Consider the following 269-nt stretch of genomic DNA (forward strand, 5'->3'; position numbering starts at 1 on the left):
GCTCGGAGGGGCGCCGACCGATCCCGACCGCTTCACCGACGCCAAGCTGATCGTAAACGAACTGGACGGCACCGCCGCCGAGTTCATGCTTCAGATGATGCTCGACGTGACGTTGAGCGACGCGGAACGCTACCCGCTTAAGACCTCCGTCCTCATCGTCATGGACGTTGACCCACGACGCGGGCCGGTCTCCATGGCGTGGACCTCCGCGCCGGAATACCAGATCAAGGATGTCGAGAACGTCGGATGGTCAGGCGACCGTATCTACC

Annotated in this window: 1 protein-coding gene; it reads left to right on the plus strand. The window is 62.8% G+C overall.

What is annotated here, in order from left to right; genetic code table 11:
* Positions 1–269 (plus strand): hypothetical protein (locus tag CDN38_RS29820; RefSeq protein ID WP_204903256.1); only part of this gene is annotated, 269 nt, incomplete at both ends.

Source organism: Mycobacterium ostraviense, assembly GCF_002705925.1.
Classification (GTDB): domain Bacteria; phylum Actinomycetota; class Actinomycetes; order Mycobacteriales; family Mycobacteriaceae; genus Mycobacterium; species Mycobacterium ostraviense.